Source organism: Streptomyces bullii, from assembly GCF_042657145.1.
In the GTDB taxonomy this organism is placed as follows: domain Bacteria; phylum Actinomycetota; class Actinomycetes; order Streptomycetales; family Streptomycetaceae; genus Streptomyces; species Streptomyces bullii.
Map to the genome: position 1 here is coordinate 328383 of NZ_JBHSNY010000010.1, position 16294 is coordinate 344676.

At 73.0% G+C, this 16294-nt stretch carries 16 protein-coding genes; 8 read left to right on the forward strand and 8 right to left on the reverse strand.

What is annotated here, in order from left to right; all coding sequences use genetic code 11:
- The first annotated feature begins 1 nt into the window (after window position 1).
- A complete protein-coding gene (locus ACFPZJ_RS28680; RefSeq protein ID WP_381027397.1) occupies window positions 2–1033 on the forward strand; it encodes an L-idonate 5-dehydrogenase in 1032 nt (343 codons plus the stop codon).
- A gap of 101 nt (window positions 1034–1134) precedes the next feature.
- On the opposite strand, the gene ACFPZJ_RS28685 is transcribed toward ACFPZJ_RS28680, so the two are convergent.
- From ACFPZJ_RS28685 to ACFPZJ_RS28700, 4 genes are all read right to left on the reverse strand, one after another.
- A complete protein-coding gene (locus tag ACFPZJ_RS28685) occupies window positions 1135–1758 on the reverse strand; it encodes a cytochrome b/b6 domain-containing protein (protein ID WP_381027400.1) in 624 nt (207 codons plus the stop codon).
- Between the two features lie 2 nt (window positions 1759–1760).
- Window positions 1761–2555, reverse strand: a complete 795-nt coding sequence (locus ACFPZJ_RS28690; protein WP_381027403.1) for a molybdopterin-dependent oxidoreductase — start codon at window positions 2553–2555, stop codon at window positions 1761–1763.
- Window positions 2556–2629: 74 nt separating this feature from the next.
- The gene (locus tag ACFPZJ_RS28695) at window positions 2630–4216 is read right to left on the reverse strand and encodes an APC family permease (RefSeq protein ID WP_381027406.1); all 1587 of its coding nucleotides are present in this window, start codon (window positions 4214–4216) and stop codon (window positions 2630–2632) included.
- Window positions 4217–4330: 114 nt separating this feature from the next.
- On the reverse strand, window positions 4331–5281 hold the full coding sequence (locus tag ACFPZJ_RS28700) for a tetratricopeptide repeat protein (protein ID WP_381027408.1): 951 nt from the start codon (window positions 5279–5281) through the stop codon (window positions 4331–4333).
- A gap of 394 nt (window positions 5282–5675) precedes the next feature.
- Here ACFPZJ_RS28700 and ACFPZJ_RS28705 point away from each other — a divergent pair, with 394 nt between their 5' ends.
- The 4 genes from ACFPZJ_RS28705 to ACFPZJ_RS28720 all read left to right on the forward strand — a co-directional run bounded on the left by ACFPZJ_RS28705 (window position 5676) and on the right by ACFPZJ_RS28720 (window position 8215).
- Window positions 5676–6569: a DMT family transporter gene (locus ACFPZJ_RS28705; RefSeq protein WP_381027411.1), complete on the forward strand. Its 894-nt coding sequence runs from the start codon at window positions 5676–5678 to the stop codon at window positions 6567–6569.
- Between the two features lie 350 nt (window positions 6570–6919).
- The gene (locus ACFPZJ_RS28710) at window positions 6920–7435 is read left to right on the forward strand and encodes an NUDIX domain-containing protein (protein ID WP_381027414.1); all 516 of its coding nucleotides are present in this window, start codon (window positions 6920–6922) and stop codon (window positions 7433–7435) included.
- A 67-nt stretch (window positions 7436–7502) separates the two neighbouring features.
- Complete coding sequence (locus tag ACFPZJ_RS28715) at window positions 7503–7895, forward strand: YidH family protein (RefSeq protein WP_381027417.1); 393 nt, start codon at window positions 7503–7505, stop codon at window positions 7893–7895.
- Window positions 7892–8215 carry a DUF202 domain-containing protein gene (locus ACFPZJ_RS28720; RefSeq protein ID WP_381027420.1) on the forward strand — a complete coding sequence of 108 codons (324 nt, stop codon included), beginning with the start codon at window positions 7892–7894 and terminating at the stop codon, window positions 8213–8215. Before ACFPZJ_RS28715 ends, ACFPZJ_RS28720 begins: the two co-directional genes overlap by 4 nt.
- A 21-nt stretch (window positions 8216–8236) precedes the next feature.
- Here the strand turns inward: ACFPZJ_RS28720 and ACFPZJ_RS28725 are convergent, their stop codons facing one another.
- Entirely contained in the window at window positions 8237–9199 is a 963-nt protein-coding gene (locus ACFPZJ_RS28725; RefSeq protein WP_381027422.1) for an NADP-dependent oxidoreductase, read from the reverse strand.
- 222 nt (window positions 9200–9421) lie between these two features.
- On the opposite strand from ACFPZJ_RS28725, the gene ACFPZJ_RS28730 reads away from it, so the two are divergent.
- Both ACFPZJ_RS28730 and ACFPZJ_RS28735 read left to right on the forward strand, forming a co-directional pair.
- Window positions 9422–10456 carry a phosphotransferase family protein gene (locus ACFPZJ_RS28730; protein WP_381027425.1) on the forward strand — a complete coding sequence of 345 codons (1035 nt, stop codon included), beginning with the start codon at window positions 9422–9424 and terminating at the stop codon, window positions 10454–10456.
- Window positions 10457–10459: 3 nt separating this feature from the next.
- Window positions 10460–11683 (forward strand): acyl-CoA dehydrogenase family protein, encoded by a 1224-nt coding sequence (locus ACFPZJ_RS28735; protein WP_381027428.1) that lies wholly within the window; start codon window positions 10460–10462, stop codon window positions 11681–11683.
- A gap of 87 nt (window positions 11684–11770) precedes the next feature.
- On the opposite strand, the gene ACFPZJ_RS28740 is transcribed toward ACFPZJ_RS28735, so the two are convergent.
- The 3 genes from ACFPZJ_RS28740 to ACFPZJ_RS28750 are packed head-to-tail and all read right to left on the reverse strand — an operon-like array spanning window position 11771 to window position 14829.
- Window positions 11771–12364 carry a TetR/AcrR family transcriptional regulator gene (locus tag ACFPZJ_RS28740; RefSeq protein ID WP_381027431.1) on the reverse strand — a complete coding sequence of 198 codons (594 nt, stop codon included), beginning with the start codon at window positions 12362–12364 and terminating at the stop codon, window positions 11771–11773.
- Between the two features lie 30 nt (window positions 12365–12394).
- The gene (locus ACFPZJ_RS28745) at window positions 12395–14059 is read right to left on the reverse strand and encodes a class I adenylate-forming enzyme family protein (RefSeq protein WP_381027434.1); all 1665 of its coding nucleotides are present in this window, start codon (window positions 14057–14059) and stop codon (window positions 12395–12397) included.
- Window positions 14056–14829, reverse strand: coding sequence for an SDR family oxidoreductase (locus tag ACFPZJ_RS28750; protein ID WP_381027436.1), 774 nt, complete (start codon window positions 14827–14829; stop codon window positions 14056–14058). Before ACFPZJ_RS28750 ends, ACFPZJ_RS28745 begins: the two co-directional genes overlap by 4 nt.
- A 174-nt stretch (window positions 14830–15003) precedes the next feature.
- Here ACFPZJ_RS28750 and ACFPZJ_RS28755 point away from each other — a divergent pair, with 174 nt between their 5' ends.
- Window positions 15004–16254, forward strand: a complete 1251-nt coding sequence (locus tag ACFPZJ_RS28755) for an exo-beta-N-acetylmuramidase NamZ family protein (protein ID WP_381027438.1) — start codon at window positions 15004–15006, stop codon at window positions 16252–16254.
- The last annotated feature ends 40 nt before the right edge of the window (window positions 16255–16294 follow it).

Here is a 16294-nt window from a genome sequence, read left to right on the forward strand (position 1 = left end):
GATGCTGGGTTGTGTGATCCACGGGGCGGGCGATCTCAGGGTCGCCGACCTTCCCGTGCCCGTCCCGGGGCCCGGACAGGCCCTGGTGGCCGTCCGCTACGGCGGCGTCTGCGGGTCCGACCTGCACTACTGGCGGCACGGCGGGGTCGGCGACTTCCGGCTGCGGGAGCCGATGGTGCTCGGGCACGAGGTGGTCGGGACGGTCGTCTCGTACGGTGACGGCGTGTCAGGTCCGGCCCCCGGTACGGAGGTTGCCGTGCACCCGGCCAGTCCCTGCGGGGTGTGCCCGGAGTGCGCGGACGGACGGCGCAACGTGTGCCGGGACACCCGCTACCTCGGCAGCGCGGCCCGCTTCCCGCACGTCCAGGGCGGTTTCGCCGCCCGGGTCGCCGTGCCCGCCGAGCAGGTCAGGCCGCTTCCGGCCGGGCTCGGGCTGCGCCGGGCCGCGCTCGCCGAGCCGCTGTCCGTCGCGCTGCACGCGGTGCGCCGGGCCGGGGAGGTGGCCGGGCGGCATGTCCTGGTCACCGGCGCCGGGCCCATCGGCTGCCTGGTGGTCGCGGCGGCGAAGGCGGCCGGGGCGGGGCGCGTGACCGCCGCCGACCTGCTGCCCGAGGCGCTGGTGTACGCGCGCGTCGCCGGGGCCGACACGCTCGTACGGGCCGACGATGCGCAGGACGCGGGGTGGCCGGGCGAGGTGGACGTGGCCATCGAGGCGTCCGGAGTGGCCGCGGGGCTCGACTCCTGTCTGCGGCGGGTGCGGCGCGGCGGGGTCGTGGTGCAGCTCGGCATGCTGCCGCCGGGGCGGAGTCCGTTCGCGGGGAACCTGGTGGTGAGCCGCGAGATCGAGCTGCGCGGGGCGTTCCGCTTCGACGGGGAGTTCGACGAGGCGCTGGAGCTGCTCGCGGCGGAGCCGTCCTTCGACGGGCTGGTCAGCGCCGTGGTGCCGGTGCGGGAGGCGGAGTCGGCGTTCGCGCTGGCCGCCGACCGGAGCCGGTCGTGCAAGGTGCTGCTGGATCTCACCCAGGCGCCGTAGGGGTGGTGGCTCTGCCGCGGGTGCGGGTGGTTCGTGGTCGCACCCGCGCGGCGGAACCACAAGGCCAGTGCTGCCCCGCGCCCCTTCGGAGCGCGCGCCGGCTACGGGCGCCACAGCGGATGCTGCCGCTGCGCCCACTCCTCGCTCACCGAGCCCGTCCGCATGCCCCGGCGGGCCTCCGGGTCGGCCAGGGCCATGCCGATGTGCCCGGCGAGGACGATACCGATGGTCAGCGCCAGCCAGTCGTGGACGAAGGTGGCGCTGGTGCGCCACACGAGCGGGGTGAGGTGGGTGAACCACATCATCAGGCCCGTGCCGAGCATCACCAGCGTGGCGCCGGCGATCCAGGCCGCGTACATCTTCTGTCCGGCGTTGAACTTGCCCGCCGGGCGGGACGCGGGCCGCCGGTCACGGCGCAGGGCGGCGCGCAGCCAGACCCGGTCGTGCCGGCCGAAGCGGTTGAGGCGGCCGAGGTCGGCGCGGAAGGCGCGGGAGAGGAGTCCGGCGAGTACGGGCACGGGCAGGGCGAGGCCGGCCCACTCGTGCAGGGTGACCACCAGGGGGCGGCGGCCGACGAGCTGGGCGAGCTGCGGCACGTACAGACAGGCCGCCGTCAGGACGCACACGCCCATCAGCGCGGCCGTCGTGCGGTGCACCCACCGCTGTGTCCCGCTGAAGCGGCGGACGCGGGCGGCGGACGGCGGGGCGTCGAGTCGTAGGGTCATCGTCAGCTCGTGGGCTCGTCGTCGCGTCCGTTGGAGCGGCCCACCCAGGCATCGACGTCGTAGCCCCGTTCCTCCCAGTAGCCGGGCCGGACGTCCTCGGTGACGGTGATGCCGGAGAGCCACTTGGCGGACTTGTAGAAGTACATGGGGGCGACGTAGAGGCGGACCGGGCCGCCGTGGGCGTGGGCGAGGTCCTTGTCCTGCATGCGCAGGGCGACCAGCACGTCGGCGCGGCGGGCCTGGTCGAGGGTGAGGCTCTCGGTGTAGGTGCCGTCGAAGCAGGTGAAGCGGACCGCCTTCGCGATGGGGCGCACCCCGGCCGCGTCCAGCAGCCGGGACAGCCGTACGCCCTCGAAGGGGGTGTCGGGGACCCGCCAGCCGGTGACGCACTGGACGTCACGGACCAGACGGGTCTGTGGCAGGGCCCTGAGGTCGGCCAGGGTGTAGGCGGTGGGGCGGTCGACGAGGCCGTCCACGGTGAGACGGTAGGTGCGGGCGCTCTTGCGGGGGACCGAGGAGGCGACCGAGTAGTAGCGGAAGCCGCCGCCGTTCGGGAGCAGGCCCGTCAGGCCGGTGGGGTCCTTGTCGGCGGCACCGGCGAGGAGGGACTCCAGACCGCGTTGCAGGGTGGGCGCGGCGGCCACGCCGAGGGCGCCCAGGCCGAGGGTGCCGAGCAGCACGCGGCGGCCGATGGGGGTGCCTCGCTCGCCTCGCTCCCCGGGGTGCTCCTCAGAGGGCTCCTCGGAGTGTCCCCTGGGCCGTTGCGCAGGGTGTTCCGCAGGTCGTTCGGGGTTCACGTCCACATTCGAGCACCCGCGGCCCCGGCCGTGCCAGGGTTCACGGGTGCCCGTCAGCGTTCCGTAACCACTTCTTACGGTGCCTCCCGGCGAGGCACGTCCTGCGGGGCCTCCTGCGAGGCGCTCCGGGCCGCCTTCTCCAGCTGGAACGCCTCGTTGCCGAGGCCGATGCGGGCGTGGGCCGCGGGCCTGCGGGCACGCATGACCAGGCCCTGGAGCACGCCCACGGCCAGGGCGAGCGCGACGACGCCGGGCAGCAGCCGACTCAGCGACGAGTCCGGGCCCGCGCCGATCAGGACGTCGAAGTCCTTGACGGTGTAGACGACGATGAAGACCAGCGCGACGACGGCGAGCCCGGAGGCGGCCAGCCGCCACAGCTGGGCGCCTGCGGCCCCGCGGCGGACGAAGAAGACGACCACGGAGAGCGAGGCGGCGGCCATCAGCACGGTGACGCCGAGCGCGCCCAGGCTGCCCATCCAGGTGAACAGGTGCAGCACGGGCGCGGTCGGGTCGCCGGCCGGCTTGTCGTCGGTGACGGCGAACGCGACCACGACCAGCAGGGACACGGCCGTCTGGAGCAGGGAGCCGGTGCCGGGGGCGCCGCTGGCGCTGCTGGTGCGGCCGAACGCGGCGGGCAGCAGGCCCTCGCGGCCCATGGCGAAGGCGTACCGGGCCACGACGTTGTGGAAGCTGAGCATCGCCGCGAACATGCCGGTCACGAACAGCACGTGCAGCACGTCCGTGAAGGTGTCGCCGAGGAGGTCCCCGGTGAGGAAGAACAGCAGGCCCGCGCTCTGCTTCTGGGCGGTGCCGACGACGGCCGCAGGGCCGGTGGCCACGGTGATGGCCCAGCAGCTGATCGTGTAGAAGACCGCGATGCCGCCGATGGCCAGGAACATCACGCGGGGCACCAGGACGTGCGGGCGGCTGGTCTCCTCGGCGTAGACCGGGGCCTGCTCGAAGCCGAGGAAGGCCGCGACGCAGAAGCACAGGGCGGTGCCGACGCCCGCGCCGGTGAGCGTGTCCGGGTCGAACGCGTGCAGCGACAGGCCCTCGGGGCCGGGGTCGGCGAGGGCGGCGACGTCGAAGATGACGACGAGCGCGACCTCGATGAGCAGCAGGACGCCGAGCACGCGCGCGTTGAGGTCGATCTTCAGCCAGCCGAGCGCGCCGACGGCGAGCACGGCCAGCAGGGCCGGTATCCACCAGGCGAGTTCGATGTCCAGGTAGGTGGCGAACAGTCCGGACACCTCGAAGCCGAAGATGCCGTAGATGCCGACCTGGAGGGCGTTGTAGGCGACGAGCGCGACCAGGGCCGCGCCGGCGCCGGCCGTGCCGCCGAGGCCGCGGGAGATGTAGGCGTAGAAGGCGCCGGCGTTGTGGACGTGCCGGCTCATCTCGGCGTATCCGACGCTGAAGAGGGCGAGGACGGCGGCGAGGATCACGAACAGCAGGGGCTGTCCCACGATGCCCATCACCCCGAATGTGGTGGGCATGACACCCGCGACCACCATCAGGGGCGCGGTAGCGGCGAGCACGGACAGCAGCAGGCCGACCGTGCCCAGCCGGTCGGCGCGCAGGGCGCGCTCCTGGCCCTTGAACGTACTGATCCCGCCACCGGGGGCGGTGGATCTGCTGGTGCTCGCACTGTCCGTCGTCATCTCACTGTCGTCCTTTCGAGGGAGCTTGTCGGGGGTTTCGGGGAGTCGGGCGTCTCGGGCGGGGCGTCTCGGCTTTTCGGAGTCTCGGGGAGTCGGGGCGTCTCGGGCCGGGCCTCACACGGTGCCGAGCGCGGCGGCGCGGGCGGCGCGGAAGGCGGCGTGCGGGTCGCGGTCCGGGTAGGACCAGGGCGCAGGCGTGGAGTGGTCGCCGATGCGGTGGAAGAGAGCGGCGGCCTCGGCGCCCCGGCCTTCGCAGACCTTGGCGTGGGCGAGGAAGTTCAGGTCGACCAGACGGCGCGGGTGTCCCTCGTGCTCCCACTCCAGCCACCAGTCGAAGGCGGCCTTCATCACCTGCCGGGCGCGGCGGCCGGCCCAGTGGCCGCAGACGGCCGGGTCGGCGGGCTCGTGCCCGGCGGCGGCCAGCACGCGGTAGCGCTCGGCGTGCGCGATGACCGGCAGGATCGCGAGCGGGGAGTCGGCCGGGGCCTGTTCGGCGGCCCAGTTGGCGAAGTCGTACACCTCGTGCAGCGGGTCCGGGCCGGTGTCGGCGCGGCGCTCGGCCAGCCGGGCGACCATCAGGTGGTGCGCGTGGTGGTGGTCGGCGTACCGGGCGCGGACCTCCTCGAAGAGCCGGACCACGTCCTCGTCGGCGCCCAGGGCTCGCTCCAGCATGAGCAGGCCCAGCCAGGGGGTGGGGTCGGCGGGGGCGAGCCGGGCGGCGCGGTGGCAGGCCTCGCGGGCGCGCGGCGGTTTCTGCTTGCCGCGCAAGGCCCGCCGGACCTCCGCCAGGGCGAGCAGGACAGCGGCGTCGGCGGACTCGGGCTCGGCGATCAGCCACTCCTTGGCCCAGGCGGCGCAGTACGGCTCGCGGGCGAGCACTGTGATGCGGTGCCCTCGGCGGTCCCAGTCGTCCCCCGTGTGCACCAGCAGCGAGCGGGCGGTCTGCCACCGGCCCTGCGCCAGGGCGGCGCGCGCGTCGACGAGGGCGGCGTCGTCGAGGGCCTCGTCGAAGGCCTGGGCCGCACGTCTGCGGCCGCGGCCGAGGGGAGGCGGGGGTGGGGACACCGCGAATTTCCTCACGCGTTCATTTGTGGTTCGGTTCAAGGCGGGTCGTGGGCATGGGTGTGCGCGCGTTGCCATGAACTGATCACGCACAGCAAACCGGCAGCCGACAGGTGGAGTCAAGGGCGAGCGGAGCGTTACACGCGTCAAGTGACGCGACCGATGGGCACGTTGTGGCCGGAGTGACCGCGTACCCGAGAGCCGATCAGAGGGGTTCGACAGCCGTCGAGGGTCGGACGAGGCAGAGCCGGACATTTGATTTGACCCTTTTCATCCTTTTCGCACTTTTGTGGCGTACGTCATAGCCAGGCCGGCGCCCGACCCGCAGCATGGCAGGACGTGTGGTCGCGGCTCCCCGCCTCTCCGCGACCCGGCCCCGACGATCGAGGAACGCAGCGTGTCGCTTCTGGTTCTGGTGCTCGCGGTGAGCGCCGCGTGCTGTCTGGGCTTCGGGTTCGTGCTCCAGCAGAACGCCGCCCAGCGGGCCCCGCTGAACGACTTCCTCTCCCCCAGGCTGCTCCTGGACCTTGTGAGGGTGCCGCGCTGGCTGGGCGGGATCGCGTTCATGGTGGTCGGCATGGCGCTCGGCGCGGTGGCGCTTGGCCAGGGGCAGGTCTCCCTGGTGGAGCCGCTGCTGGCGACGAACCTGCTGTTCGCGCTCGCGCTGTCGCGCCGGCAGACCCGGCAGCCGCTCGGCCGGCAGGGCTGGGCGGGGCTCGGACTCCTCGCCGGCGGGGTGACCGTCTTCCTGGTGGCGGGCCAGCCGCGCGGCGGCCACACGCTCCCGGACCCACTGCGCCACTGGCTGATCATCGGCGGCATGGTCGGTCTCGCCCTGCTGCTCACGGCGTGCGCAAAGCGTTCGCGGCTGAGCTCGGGCCCGGTGCTCCTGGCACTGGCCGCCGGGCTGCTGTACGGCGTGCAGGACGCGCTGACCCGGGTCAGCGGGCAGCGCTTCTCCGAGGGCGGCTTCCTGGAACTGCTGACCGGCTGGCAGCCGTACGCGGTGCTGGCCCTGGGCCTGACCGCACTGGTGCTGGTCCAGAGCGCCTTCGAGACGGCCTCGCTGCGCGCCTGCCTCCCCGCGCTGACCGCGGCCCAGCCGATCGCCGGGATCATCTGCGGGGTCGGTTTCCTGGGCGACCGGCTGCGCATGGACGCGGGCGCGCTGATGTGGGAGGCGGGCGGTCTCGCGGCAGTGATCGCGGGCATCGTGCTGCTGGGCATGCATCCGGCGATGCCGCAGGGGACGGTGGCGCGGGAACCCGCCCCGGCGCTCCAGGTGCAGTGAGCGCGGGCCCCGCAGCGGTGGGCGCGGATCGAGCGGTGAGCGCGACCCCGAGCGGTGAGGGCACGCCCGAGCCGAGCGACGGCCTGAGTCGTGGCGCAAGCCCGAGCCGTGAGCGACGGCCCCCCGCAGTGAGCACACGCCGCCCCGACCGCACGCCCCGCCCTGAGCCACGGCCACGGCCGTGGGACATACGCCCGCCACCCCGAGTGCACGCCCCCTGGCCAAAGTCACCGCCGTGGGACATACGCCGGCCGCCTTGAGCGACGGCCCGCCGCAGTGAGCACACGCCGCCGCCCTGAGCGACGGCCCCGGGCCGGTGCTCTGATCGTGGGCGCTGGTTGGATGGGCCCATGAGCTCTGCTGACGAGATCCTCGACATCGTCGACGAGAACGACCGGGTCGTCGCGACATCGCCGCGCGGCGAGGCCTACACCAAGGGGCTGCGGCACCGCTGCGTCTTCATCGAGGCCCGTGACGCCGAGGGCCGGATCTTCGTGCACCGCCGTACTCCGACCAAGCTGGTCTTCCCCTCGCTGTACGACATGTTCGTCGGCGGAGTGGTCGGCGCCGGCGAGCCCTACGACGAGGCCGCCCTGCGCGAGGCCGAGGAGGAGCTGGGCGTGAGCGGTCTGCCGCGCCCCGAGTACCTCTTCAAGTTCCTGTACGACGACGGCGCCGGCCGGACCTGGTGGTCGGCGGTGTACCAGGTCCGCTGCGACCTTCCCGTCCGCCCCCAGGCCGAGGAGGTCGCCTGGTACGGCTTCCTGCCGGAGGACGAGGTCGAACGCCGCCTGCGCGACTGGGAGTGGGTGCCGGACGGGCTGGCGGCGTACGGGCGGCTCAAGGCGTACCGGTCGACGGGCTGAGCATCTGCTGGGTGCCGGGGGGAGACCGGCGACGCACCCCGGGACGGGCCCGGGTAGGGTCCTGCGCGTGAGCGAGTTCGTACGGAACGTCCGGTTGTGGTTCGCGCCCCAGGAGGTCCGGCGGGACGGGGAGACGCCCGACTACCGGTTCTCGCTGGCGAACGAACGCACGTTCCTGGCCTGGCTGCGCACCGCGCTCGCGCTGATCGGCGGCGGGTTCGCCGTGGACCAGTTCCTGCCGGACCTGCGCTGGGGCTGGCGGGTCGGACTGGCGCTCGCGCTGCTCGCCGCGGGCGTGCTGTGCTCCGTGCGGGCGGTCAACCACTGGGTGCGCTGTGAACGGGCCATGCGCCGGGGCGAGGACCTGCCGGTGTCCCGGTTCCCGGCGCTGTTGAGTCTGGTCATCGCGGTCGTGGCCGTCGCCATGGTGGTCGTCGTGCTGGTCGGGTGGGAGGGGTGAGCGCCCGGGCGGCCCAGGACCGGGACCCCGGTCTGCAGCCCGAGCGGACCCGCCTCGCGTGGCGGCGTACGACGCTGACGGGCACCGTCTGCGCCGTACTCGCCGTGAAGACGGCCCTGCACGGCGGCGCGTCGGCGGCCGGGATCGTCGCGTCCGCCCTGTGCTGCCTGCTGTGGCTGTGCTTCCTGCACCTGGCGCACCGTCGCCTCCGCGCGCTCACCGCGACGAACACCCCGGTGCCGCTCGCGCCCCGGAAGGCCACCGCGGCCGTCCTGTGCACGGTGGCGACGGCCCTGTGCGGGGCGGCTCTGGTCTTTTAGGAGCCCTGGACACGGCCTGCCCTAGACGCCCTGCGAACCGCCCTCCGCCCCGGCGTCCCAGTCCACCACGACGACGATCTTGCCCCGGGTCCGCCCCTCCTGGCTCAAGCGGTGCGCGTCCGCCGCGCGGTGCAGCGGGAACGTCTCGGAGACGTGGACGCGGAGCACGCCCGCCTCGGCGAGTTCGGACAGCCGTCGCAGGTCCTCGGGGTCGGGCCGTACGAAGTAGTACCGGCCGCCGTAGGTCACCACGTCGACGTCGGCGATCGACACCAGACGGCCCTCGGGCGCCACCAGGTTCGCGGAGACCCGCAGCGTGTCCCCGCCGACGGTGTCGAACACCGCGTCCACGCCCTCGGGGGCCAGCCCCCGCACCCGCTCGCCCAGGCCCTCGCCGTACGTCACCGGTTCCCCGCCCAGCCCGCGCACGAAGTCGTGGTTGTGCTCGCTCGCCGTCCCGATGACCCGGGCGCCGAGGTGGGCGGCGAGCTGGACCGCCATCGAGCCGACCCCGCCGGCCGCGGCGTGCACCAGGACGGTCTCGCCCCGCTTGACCTGCAGCACCTTGCTCAGCACCTGGTAGGCGGTGAGGCCCACCAGCGGCAGACCCGCCGCCTCCTCGTAGGAGAGGTTGCCCGGCTTGCGGGCGAGGGTGCGCAGGGGCGCGGCCACGTACTCGGCGAACGTCCCCCGGGAGAGGAAGTCCTCGCGCACGTACCCGATCACCTCGTCGCCGACGTCGAACTCCGATACCGCGACGCCCGGCTGCACCACGACGCCCGAGACGTCCCACCCGGGGACCACCGGGAAGGCGGACTCGAACAGCCCGTCGAGGTGGCCCTCGCGTGCCTTCCAGTCGACGGGGTTGACGGCCGCCGCCCGCACCTTCACCAGGACCGAGTCCGGGCCGACCTTCGGGTCGCGGACCTCCCCGAGGGCGAGCACCTCGGGCCCGCCGTACCGCGCGTAGCTGATGGCCTTCATGCGTCCGACCCTCCGGGGTGGCCGCAGGGCACGCAAGCCGAGTGACCGGGATCCATGCCGTTCGCGTGGCCCGAAGAGGCGGATCGGCAGTGTCTTGAGGCCTCTCCCGCCGCGCCCTCGGCCTATCGTGGCTCCGATCACGTTTCGCTCCCGCACTGGACGACATACCGACCGGTCGGCATCATGAGTCGGGTACTGGTCACCTGCCCCGGAGGAGCGATGATGAGCCCCGACCACCCGCCCGGACTCGATCTGGACCGGCTGCGTGGCCTGCTGGAGCGCGAGCGGCCCGGCCTGGTGAACGGCCCGCTGTCCGGCCGGCTGATCGAGGGCGGACGGTCGAACCTCACGTACGCCGTCTCCGACGGCACCTCCAAGTGGGTCGTACGGCGGCCGCCGCTCGGCCACGTCCTGGCCACCGCGCACGACATGAAGCGCGAGCACCGGGTGATCAGCGCGCTGCACCCGACGGCCGTGCCGGTGCCGCGCCCGGTGCTGCTGTGCGAGGACGAGGAGGTGCTCGGGGCGCCCTTCTACGTCATGGAGTTCGTCGAGGGCACCCCGTACCGCACCGCCGACCAGCTCGCCCCGCTCGGCCCGGAACGCACCCGGGGCGCGGTGCTGAACCTGGCGGACACGCTCGTCGAGCTGCACGCGGTGGACCCGGACGAGGTGGGGCTGGCCGGCTTCGGCCGGCCCGGGGGTTTCCTGGACCGGCAACTGCGGCGCTGGGGCAAGCAGTTGGCCGCCTCCCGCAACCGCGAGCTGGCCGGCATCGACGAACTGCACGCCTCCCTCGGCCGGGAGCTGCCCCGCTCCCCCGCCCCGGCCGTGGTGCACGGCGACTACCGGCTCGACAACGTCCTGATCGGCGAGGACGACACGATCCGGGCGATCCTCGACTGGGAGATGTCCACGCTCGGCGACCCGCTCACCGACCTGGGCCTGCTGGTGATGTACAGCATGCCGCTCGGCATGCCCGACTCCCCCGTCTCCACGACCGCCGAGGCCCCCGGGCACCCGGCGCCGTCCGAACTCATCGAGCGGTACGCCGCGCTCTCGGGGCGCGACGTCTCCGCGGTCTCCTGGTACACGGCGTTCGCCTGGTTCAAGCTCGCCGTGATCCTGGAGGGCATCCACTACCGCTACACGCTGGGCCAGACGGTCGGGCGCGGTTTCGACCGCATCGGCGACCTCGTCCCCGTCTTCATCGAGCACGGTCTGACGACTCTTCACGAAGGCCTCCAGGAGGGCTGACCCATGGACTTCACGTTCGACGCGCGCACCGAGGAACTGCGCGCCAAACTCCTCGCCTTCATGGACGAGTACGTCTATCCGGCCGAGCAGGTCGCGCACGAGCAGCGGGCGGGGCTTGCCTCGCCGTGGGAGACCGTGCCGGTGGTCGAGGAGCTGAAGGCCGAGGCCCGCAGGCAGGGCCTGTGGAACCTGTTCCTGCCGGACTCGGAGTACGGCGCCGGGCTCACCAACCTCCAGTACGCCCCGCTCGCCGAGATCATGGGCCGTTCCCCGCAGTTGGCGCCCACCGTGACCAACTGCGCGGCGCCGGACACCGGCAACATGGAGGTCCTCGCGCAGTTCGGTGACGAGCGGCAGAAGAAGCAGTGGCTGGAGCCGCTGCTGGCCGGGGAGATCCGCTCGGCGTTCGCGATGACCGAGCCGGAGGTGGCCTCCTCGGACGCCACCAACATCACCACGCACATCGAGCGGGCCTCCGACGGCACCGACGAGTACGTCATCACCGGCCGCAAGTGGTACATCTCCGGGGCGATGCACCCCGACTGCAAGGTCTTCATCGTGATGGGCAAGACCGACCCGGACGGGCCGGACATCCGCCGCCAGCAGTCGATGGTGCTGGTCCCCCGCGACACCCCGGGCGTCACGGTCAAGCGGGCCATGCAGGTCTTCGGCTACCAGGACGAGTACCACGGCGGCCACGCCGAGGTGATCTTCGACCACGCGCGCGTGCCGGTGTCGAACCTGATCGGCGAGGAGGGTGGCGGCTTCGCCATCGCCCAGGCCCGCCTCGGCCCCGGCCGTATCCACCACTGCATGCGGCTGATCGGCATGGCCGAGCGGGCGATCGAGCTGATGTGCCGGCGGGCCGTGTCCAGGACCGCCTTCGGCAAGGCGCTGGCCCAGCAGGGCGTGGTCCACAACTGGATCGCGGACGCCCGGGTCGCCGTGGAGCAGCTCCGCCTGCTGGTGCTGAAGACGGCCTGGATGATGGACACCGTCGGCAACAGGGGCGCGCACACGGAGATCCAGGCCATCAAGATCGCTACTCCGCGCACGGTCGTCGGCATCCTCGACAAGGCGATCCAGCTGTACGGCGCGGGCGGCGTCAGCCAGGACTTCCCGCTGGCCGAGCTCTACGCCGGCGCCCGCACCCTGATGATCGCCGACGGCCCGGACGAGGTGCACCAGCGGTCGCTGGCGCGGCGGGAGCTGAAGAAGTACCTGTGAGGGCACGCGGGGACGTACTCGCGCGGGCATGAGCAAGGGGCGGTCGCCAGGGTGACCGCCCCTTGCCTGTCTCAGCCGTCGAAGCCTCTACGGCCGCAGTGCCCGCAGCAGCAGGTCGGCCAGGTGGTCGGCGACCTGCTGCGGGGTGAGCGGGCCGTCCGGGCGGTACCAGGTCGACAGGTGGTGGACGGAGCCGAAGTGGTAGTCGACCACCAGGTCGGCCGGGGTGGCCTTGGAGAAGACGCCCGCCTCCTGGCCCTCCTCGATCAGCGCGCGGAAGCGTTCGTGGTAGCGGCGGCGCTCGGCGCGCACCTGCTTGTTCTTCTCCGGGCTGAGGTGGTGCATGGACCGCCAGAAGATCATCGCGTCGTCGAGGTTCTCGATGGTCGTCACCACGACGTCGGCCGCCGCGTCCCGCAGCCGCTTGTCCACCGGCTCGCCGGACGCGGCGACGGCGTCCAGGCGCTCCTGCTGGAGGCGCAGCACGCGCGCGTACACCTCGTGCAGGAGGTCGTCCTTGGAGCCGAAGTAGTGGTAGAGCGCCCCCTTGGTGACGCCGGCCGCCTCGACGATCTCCTGCACCGAGGTGCGGTCGTACCCCTGCTCGGCGAAGAGCCGGGTGGCGGCGGCCAGGAGCCGCTGGGGCACGGGAGTGCCGTCACCGTCCGTCGTCCTGGGCACTGCCGCCACCTGCCTTTCCGTTTCCGTTTCTCAGTTGTCGTGCGTGAGGGAACGCAGTTCCCGACGGAGGATCTTCCCACTGGCCGTTTTCGGCAAGTCGGGCAGGATCTCCACCTGCCGCGGGTATTTGTAGGCGGCCAGTCTCTCCTTGCAGTACGCGGCGAGTTCACCGGGGTCCGCCTCGGCGCCCGGCCGCAGGCTGATGTACGCCTTGACGGTCTCGCCACGGTACCCGTCGGGCACCCCGACGACGGCCGCCTCGCGCACCGCGGGATGCGTGTAGAGCACGTCCTCGACCTCGCGCGGCCACACCTTGAAGCCCGACGCGTTGATCATGTCCTTCTTGCGGTCGACGACGTACAGCCAGCCCTGTTCGTCCATGAACCCGATGTCACCGGTGCGCAGCTCGCCGCCGGGGAAGGTCTCGGCGGTGGCGTCGGGGCGCCGCCAGTAGCCGGGCACGACCTGCGGGCCGCGTACGACGATCTCCCCCTGCTGCCCGAAGGGCACCTCCGCGCCCCGGTCGTCGACGATCCGCACGACCGTGTCGGGGCCGGGCACGCCCACGGCGAGCGTTCCGGAGGCCGGGTCGACGGGGGCCTCCAGGTGCGGGGGGACGGAGGCGCAGGGCGCGGTGCACTCGGTCAGGCCGTAGCCGTTGCGGAGGTACGGCCCGAAGCCGGCCCGGAACTTCTCCACCAGGGCGGGCGGCAGCGGGGCGCCGCCGGAGGAGATCACCCGGAAGGAGGAGAAGTGGTCGCGGGTGACGGACGGGTGGGCGGCCAGCGCCATGAAGGCGGTCGACGGACCGACGGTGTAGTGCGGCCGGTGCTCGGCGAACGCGTCCAGCACCACGCCCGCCTCGAAGCGGTACGCCAGGACGAGCGTGCCCGCGCTGTTCAGGCAGGCGCCGAACTGGCACACCATGCCGGTGATGTGGAACAGCGGCGCCAGCGCGTAGTACACCGGCGCCTCGGGCAGTGCGAGGCCGGTCCGCTGCCGCTCGGCGTTGTACATGAGGGTGGCGTGCGTGTTGGTGGCGCCCTTGGGGGTGCCGCTGGTGCCGGAGGTGTAGCTGATCAGGGCGATGTCCGACGGGCCCGGATCACGGCCCTCGGGCGCCGGGTGGCCCGCGCCCGCGACGGCCGTCAGGTCGTCGGCGTCGGGGGCCTGCGGCAGCCGTTCGAAGGCCAGGACGCGGCTGTCGTCCCGCGTCTGGAAGTCCAGCTCGCAGCCGGTCAGCGCGATCCGCACGGACGAGTCGGCCGCCGTCTCGCGCAGGTACGCCTCCCACGCCCGGTCCGAGCAGATCAGCGCGGCCACCTCGCCGTCCCGCAGGACATGGGTCACCTCGCCCGACTTGTACATCGGGTTGATCGGTACGACGACCGCTCCGGCCTTCCACGCGCCGAGCACCGCGAGCACGAACAGCGGGGAGTTCTGCAGCAGGACCGCGACCCGGTCGCCGCGTGCCAGGCCGCGTGCAGCGAGGTACCCGGCGACGGAGTCGCTGAGCTCGTCCACCTCCCGGTAGGTCAGCCGCCCGTCGAAGTAGGCGAGGAAGACGCGGTCCGGCGCCTCGGCCGTGGCCCGGCGCAGGGCGTGCACGAGGGAGTCGGCGGGGCTGACCGGGGCCTTCTGGGCGTCGTTCAGCAGGGCCAGCCAGGGCTTGGCCGCGTAACGGGACTCGGTCACCGGGTCGCCTCCCACTGCTGCTGGACGCGGTTCATGCCCCTGAGCCAGCGGTCGGGTTCGGTGGCCCGGGCCCGGTAGTACCCGGCGACCTCCGGGTGCGGCAGGATCAGGAAGCGGTCCTCCTCGATGCCCTGGAACAGGGCGTCCGCGACCGCGTCCGGTTCGATCGCGGTCGGCTGGAGCACCAGGTCGCCCGCGCTGCCGGTCGCGGCGAGCATGTCGGTCCGTACGCCCTGCGGGCAGATGGCGTGCACCTTCAGACCGCGGTGGCGGTAGGTGAGCGACAGCCACTCGGCGAAGGCGTACGCGCCGTGTTTGGTGACGGCGTACGGTGCCGCCCCGATCATGGTGAGCAGCCCGGCGGCGGACACGGTGGAGACGAAGCGGCCGCCGCCGCGCTCCAGCCAGGCGGGCAGCAGTTCGTGGGCGGCGCGGACGTGGGCCATCACGTTGACGTCCCAGGAGGCCGCCCAGGCCTGCTCGTCGAGCGGCGCGGTCGCGTCGCCGCCCTCGAAGGCCACGCCCGCGTTGGCGCAGTAGACGTCCACCGTGCCGCCGAGGGCTTCCCGGGCCTCGGCGACGATCGCGGAGGCGTCGCCCGGCACCGCGAGGCCGCCGATCTCCTCGGCGACCGTCTTGGCCCGGTCGGCGGCCAGGTCGTTGACGACGACCCTGGCTCCCTCCGCGGCGAAACGGCGGGCCAGCGCGGCCCCGATACCGCCGCCCGCCCCGGTCACGACCACTCCCGCACCCTGCACGGCTCCCACCATCGGTCTCCTTCGACGCGACGCGACTCGGCTCTGCAGCGTCAGACTAACCGGTCGGTATGTGCGGGCGGAAGGGCCGCCCGCAAGCGGGACCGGTCCGTTTCGTTCCCCGTGCACCGGGTGCACGCTAGCGTGCGAGAGCATGCCATTCGCCGCCGGGATCACGGAGGTCACCGCATGAAGCTGTCGAGACGGAGCCTGCTCGCCACCACGGCCGCGGCGGCGGCGTCCGCCGCACCCGCGTCCGCCGCACCGGCCAAGGCGGCCCCGCCGGGAGGCCGTCGGCTGCGCACCGGGTTCGAGCGCCTCGCCGCCGACGGTTACGCCCTCCTGGACGGCCGGCGGGTCGGCGTCGTCACCAACCCGACCGGCGTCACCAGGGACGTCCGCCACATCGTGGACGTGATGCACGCCGACGACCGCGTGGACCTGATCGCCGTCTTCGGCCCCGAGCACGGCTTCCGGGGCACCGCGCAGGCCGGCGGCTCCGAAGGGCGCTACGACGACCCGGCGACCGGACTGCCCGTCTACGACACGTACCTGAAGAGCGGCCGGCCGCTCGCCGACGTCTTCAGCGCGTCCGGGGTGGACACGGTCGTCTTCGACATCCAGGACGTGGGCGCCCGTTTCTACACGTACATCTGGACGCTTTACGACTGCATGGAGGCCGCGCGGCTCGCGGGCAAGCGGTTCGTGGTCCTGGACCGTCCGAACCCGGTGACCGGGCGGGCGGCCCTCGGCCCCGTCCTGCACAGGGAGTTCGCGAGCTTCGTCGGGCGGCAGCCCGTCGCGCAGGCGCACGGGATGACGGTCGCGGAGCTGGCGCGGCTGTTCAACGGGGAGTTCCTGACCGCACCGGTGCCGCTGGAGACCGTGCGGATGTCGGGTTGGAAGCGGTCGGACTTCTACGACGCCTCCGGGCTGCCCTGGGTGCCGCCCAGCCCGAACATGCCGACGCCCGACACGGCGCTGGTCTACTCGGGAACGTGTCTCTTCGAGGGCACGAACCTGTCGGAGGGGCGCGGCACGACCCGGCCCTTCGAACTGCTGGGCGCGGAGGGCCTCGACGGGCGCTGGGCCGCCGCCGCGAACGACCTCGGGTTGCCGGGCGTGCGCTTCAGGGAGGCGTACTTCGCGCCCACCTTCTCCAAGTTCCAGGGGAAGACGGTCGGGGGCGTGCAGATCCATGTGCACGACCGGGCCGCCTTCGACCCCGTGCGCACCGGGATCGGCCTGCTGGTGACCGCCCGGCGGGTCTGGCCCGGGTTCGCGTGGCGGTCCGACCACTGGATCGACAAGCTCACGGGCTCCGCGCGCGTGCGCACGATGATCGACACGGGCGCGAGCACGGACGAGGTGGTGGCGGGCTGGCGGGAGGAACTGGCGGCGTTCCGCAGGGTGCGGGAGCGCTATCTGCTGTACCGGTGACGGGGCCGCGCCACGCCGATGCCTAGGGTCCGCCGGACCG

Excerpts from the sequence above, each read along its gene's own strand:
- ACFPZJ_RS28750 (WP_381027436.1), bottom strand. The coding sequence starts at position 14,829 with ATGGTGGGAGCCGTGCAGGGTGCGGGAGTGGTCGTGACCGGGGCGGGC.
- ACFPZJ_RS28735 (WP_381027428.1), top strand. The coding sequence starts at position 10,460 with ATGGACTTCACGTTCGACGCGCGCACCGAGGAACTGCGCGCCAAACTC.
- ACFPZJ_RS28685 (WP_381027400.1), bottom strand. The coding sequence starts at position 1,758 with ATGACCCTACGACTCGACGCCCCGCCGTCCGCCGCCCGCGTCCGCCGC.
- ACFPZJ_RS28680 (WP_381027397.1), top strand. The coding sequence starts at position 2 with ATGCTGGGTTGTGTGATCCACGGGGCGGGCGATCTCAGGGTCGCCGAC.
- ACFPZJ_RS28730 (WP_381027425.1), top strand. The coding sequence starts at position 9,422 with ATGAGCCCCGACCACCCGCCCGGACTCGATCTGGACCGGCTGCGTGGC.
- ACFPZJ_RS28710 (WP_381027414.1), top strand. The coding sequence starts at position 6,920 with ATGAGCTCTGCTGACGAGATCCTCGACATCGTCGACGAGAACGACCGG.
- ACFPZJ_RS28755 (WP_381027438.1), top strand. The coding sequence starts at position 15,004 with ATGAAGCTGTCGAGACGGAGCCTGCTCGCCACCACGGCCGCGGCGGCG.
- ACFPZJ_RS28725 (WP_381027422.1), bottom strand. The coding sequence starts at position 9,199 with ATGAAGGCCATCAGCTACGCGCGGTACGGCGGGCCCGAGGTGCTCGCC.
- ACFPZJ_RS28695 (WP_381027406.1), bottom strand. The coding sequence starts at position 4,216 with ATGACGACGGACAGTGCGAGCACCAGCAGATCCACCGCCCCCGGTGGC.